This is a genomic window from Nonomuraea sp. NPDC052116 (genome assembly GCF_040680035.1).
Classification (GTDB): Bacteria; Actinomycetota; Actinomycetes; order Streptosporangiales; family Streptosporangiaceae; genus Nonomuraea; species Nonomuraea angiospora_A.
This window is the reverse complement of the sequence record NZ_JBFAWA010000092.1, coordinates 1-4,398: the sequence shown is the minus strand read 5'-3', so window position 1 is coordinate 4,398 and position 4,398 is coordinate 1. Positions and strand designations below refer to the sequence as shown.

Annotated in this window: 1 protein-coding gene; it reads right to left on the bottom strand. The window is 69.2% G+C overall.

All coding sequences use genetic code 11. The annotated features are described in order from the left end of the window. Positions 1–4,398: SDR family NAD(P)-dependent oxidoreductase (locus AB0L65_RS62740; protein ID WP_364267538.1), on the bottom strand; the 4,398-nt coding region annotated here is incomplete at both ends.

Genomic DNA, 4,398 nt, shown 5'->3' with positions numbered 1-4,398 from the left:
GGTGGTGGGGAGGTTGTGGGGGGCGATGGCGGTGAGGGTGGTGTCGGGTCCGATTTCGAGGTAGGTGGTGACGCCGGTGTGGTGGAGGTGGGTGATGGTGTTGGCGAATTGGACGGGTTGGCGGGCGTGGTGGGCCCAGTGGGTGGGGGTGAGGGTGTGGGTGGGGGTGGCGGTGGTGTTGGTGATGAGGGGGGTGTGGGCGGGGTGGTGGGTGAGGGTGTGGGCGAGGGTGTTGAGGGGGTCCAGGATGGGGTCGAGGAGGGGGGAGTGGAAGGCGTGGGAGACGGTGAGGGGGTGGGTTTTGCGGCCGAGGTTGGTGAAGTGGGTGGTGATGGTGTGGATGTCGTGTGCGTTGCCGGAGATGACGGTGTTGGTGGGGTGGTTGATGGCGGCGATGGCGGTGTGGGGGGTGAGGTGGGGGGTGATTTCTTCGGGGGTGGCGTTGATGGCGGTCATGGCGCCGTTTGGGGGGAGGGTTTGCATGAGGTGGGCGCGTTGGGTGATGAGGGTGGCGGCGTCGGTGAGGGTGAGGATGCCGGCGGTGTGGGCGGCGGTGATTTCGCCGAGGGAGTGTCCGGCGAGGTAGTGGGGGTGGATGTCGAGGGTGGTGAGGAGGTGGGTGAGGGCGGTTTGGAGGGCGAAGATGGCGGGTTGGGTGTAGGTGGTTTGGTTGAGGAGGTGGGCGTGGGGGGTGTGGGGTGGGGCCCACATGATGTCGCGGAGGGGGTGGTCGAGGTGGGGGTCGAGGGCGTCGAGGGTGTTGTTGAGGGCGGTGGCGAAGGTGGGGAAGGTTTCGTAGAGTTGGCGGCCCATGCCGGGGTGTTGGGCGCCTTGTCCGGAGTAGAGGAACGCGGTTTTGCCGGGTCGGGCCCGCCCGATGATCACGTTCACGCCTGCGCCGACACCGCCGCCGTTGCCGTTGCTCGTGCTCGTGTCGCTTGCGGCGTTCTCGGTGCCGCCGGTGCCGCCGGTGCCGCTGTGAGTGCCATTGCTGGTCGCGTTGCTTGTGCCGGTGTCGTTTCCCGCTCCCTTGGCGATGTCGATGCCCCCGCCAGTGCCCCCGCCAGTGCCGCCGCCAGCGCCGTTGACGGTCGCGGTGTTGATGCCGGTGCCACCGGCCGCGTCAGTGCCTGAGCCGTCGCCACCGTCGCTGCCGTTGCCTGCGTCACTGCTGCCATTGACGCTGCCGTTGTTCTTGGCGACGCCGTTGCCGGTGCCGTCACTTGCGCCGAGGCCGGTGCTGTCGTCGGTGTTTGTGCCGGCGAGGTGGTTGAGGGCGTGGTGGAGGTCGTCGGTGTTGCGGGCCAGGATGACGGCGCGCTGTTCGAGGTGGGCGCGTGTGGTGGCGGTCGATAGGGCGATGTCGTGCAGGGGGAGGTCGGGGTGGGTGGTGAGGTGGCCGGCCAGGCGGGCGGCCTGGGCGGCCAGGCTGGTCTGGTCACGGGCGGATAGAGCCACCGGGACCAGGGGCAGGGGCTGTGGAGCTTCGATGCCGGTGCCGGTGCCGGTGTCAGGGCCGGTGCCTGTGCCTGTGGGGGTGGGGTGGGGGGCTTGTTCGAGGATGAGGTGGGCGTTGGTGCCGCTGATGCCGAAGGAGGAGATGGCGGCGCGGCGTGGTTTGTCGGTGTGTGCGGGCCAGGTTTGGGGGTGTTGGAGGAGCCGGATTTGGCCTTGTTCCCAGTCGACGTGGGTGGTGGGGGTGGTGATGTGCAGGGTTTGGGGGAGGAGGGCTTCGCGGGCGGCCATGACCATCTTGATCACACCCGCCACCCCGGAAGCGGCCTGCGAATGCCCGAAGTTGGATTTGACCGACCCCAGCCACAGCGGCTCCGCCGGATCCCGATCGCGCCCGTAGGTGGCCAGCAGAGCCTGGGCCTCGATGGGGTCGCCGAGTTTGGTGCCGGTGCCGTGGGCTTCGACCGCGTCGATGTCGCCCGGGGCCAGGCCGGCGTTGGCCAGCGCCTGGCGGATCACCCGCTCCTGAGAAGGACCGTTCGGAGCCGACAGGCCGTTGCTGGCACCGTCCTGGTTGACCGCCGATCCACGGATCACACCCAGAACCCGATGGCCGTTGGCCTGCGCCTCCGATAACCGCTCCAGCAGCAGGATGCCCACACCTTCGGAAAAGACGGTGCCATCAGCCTCGTCGGAGAACGCCTTGCACCGGCCATCTCTCGCCAGACCACGCTGACGGCTGAAGTCCACCAGGAGCTCAGGTGTCGCCATGACCGTCACGCCACCCGCGAGTGCCAGAGTGCTTTCGCCTCGGCGCAGGGACTCGCAGGCCAGGTGGATGGCGACCAGGGAGGAGGAGCAGGCGGTGTCCACCGTCAGCGCCGGGCCTTCGAGTCCGAGGTTGTAGGCCACCCGCCCCGACATGACGGAGCCGGCGTTTCCGGTCTGCAGGTATCCCTCGATCTCCTCGGGGTACGGTCCAGGCCCTGAGCCATAACCCGTCTGAGTTCCGCCGATGAAGACGCCGGTCGGGGTGCCGCGGAGGGTGTCCGGGTCGATCCCGGCCCGTTCCATGACCTCCCACGACGTCTCCAGCAGCAGCCGCTGCTGCGGATCGATCGCGATCGCCTCACGCGGACTGATCCCGAAAAACGCCGCGTCGAACCCGGCCGCGTCCTTCAGGAACCCACCCTCACGCAGATACGTGGTCCCCACATGATCCGGATCCGGGTCATACAACGCCTCCAGATCCCAACCCCGATCCTCAGGGAAGGAAGAGATGCCCGAACGGCCCTGGACCAGCATGTCCCACAGGTCCTCCGGCGAGTTCACCCCTCCCGGGTAGCGGCAGCCCATCGCCACGATCGCGATCGGCTCCCCGACCCCGGCGGACGCGGACACGGCCCGCACCGGCTCGGCCACGACGGCCGAGCTGCTGCCGGTGACGCGCTGGAGCAGATGCGCTGCCAGCGCGGTCGGGGTGGGGTGGTCGAACACCAGCGTCGCGGGCAGCTTCATCCCGGCCGCCCGGCTCAACCGGTTACGCAACTCGACAGAGGTCAGGGAGTCGAAGCCCAGATCCTTGAACGGGCGTCCCGCCTGGATCGCCTCACCGGAAGCATGCCCCAGGACCGCTGCGGCTTCGGCGCAGACCAGCGACACCAGCACGTGTTCCTGCTCGGCCGCCGGCAACCCGGCAAGACGGCGTTCCAGCGCCGACCCGCTGCCGGAGACAGGTTCAGTGCGGGCGGCGCGACGCGCGGGCGTGCGAGCCAGTCCACGCAGAATCGCCGGGACGCCGTCGTGGCGGTTGCTGAGGGTGTGGGTGTTGATGGGCAGCGGTACGAGGAAGGGCTCCGGCATGGTCAGAGCGACGTCCAGGAGTTGCATGCCCTCGTTGGCGCCCATGGCGGTGAACCCTGAACGAGACAGCCGCTCCAGGTCGAGTTCCGCCAACTGGTTCGTCATGCCGCCCGTTTCCGGCGCCCACAATCCCCAGGCGAGGGATTGAGCGGGCAGGCCGCTGGCGTGGCGGTGGATCGCCAACGCATCCAGGAAAGCGTTGGCCGCCGAGTAGTTCCCCTGCCCGGCACTGTCCAGCGTGGCAGCCGAGGAAGAGTAGAGAACGAACGCGGCCAGGTCGAGGTGGCGGGTCGCCTGGTGCAGGTGCCAGGCGGCGTCCGCCTTGGGCCGCAGCACCCGGTCGATCTTGTCGGAGGTGAGGGAGGTGACCACGCCGTCATCCAGCACTCCGGCGGTGTGGAAGACCGCCGTCAGGGGATGCTCGGCGGGGACCCGGTCAAGGAGGGTGGCCACCTGCTCTGGATCGGACAGATCGCACGCCGCGATCTCGACCGTCGCACCCGCCGTCTCCAGGTCGGCCCTGAGCTGGTCGGCGTCAGGGGCCTGGTCTCCTCGGCGCGAGGCCAGCAGCAGACGCCCCACCCGGTGCTCGGTGGCCAGGTGACGGGCCAAGATCGCGCCCAGACCGCCCGTGCCGCCCGCGATCAGCACCGTGCCGTCGGGGTCCAGCGCGCGCGGCATGGTGAGGATGATCTTGCCGGTGTGGCGGGCCTGGGCCATGTGCCGGAACGCTTGCCGGGCCTGCTGCACCGGCCAGCACCGCACCGGCAAAGCAGCCAACTCCTGGGAAGCGAACAGGTCCAGCAGCTCGCCCAGCATCTGCCCGACCCGCTCATGCCCGGCATCCATCAGGTCGAAGCTGCGGTAACGGACGTGAGGGTGAGTGCCCGCGACGTCGGCCGGATCGCGCCGGTCGGTCTTGCCCATCTCGATGAACCGGCCACCCTCAGCAGGCAGGTCCAGCGACGCGTCGGTGAACGGCCCCGCCAGCGAGTTGAGCACCACATCCATCCCCGCCCCGCCCATCACCGTGGCGAAGGCATCGGCGAAGTCCAGGTCGCGGGAGGAGGCGATGTGATC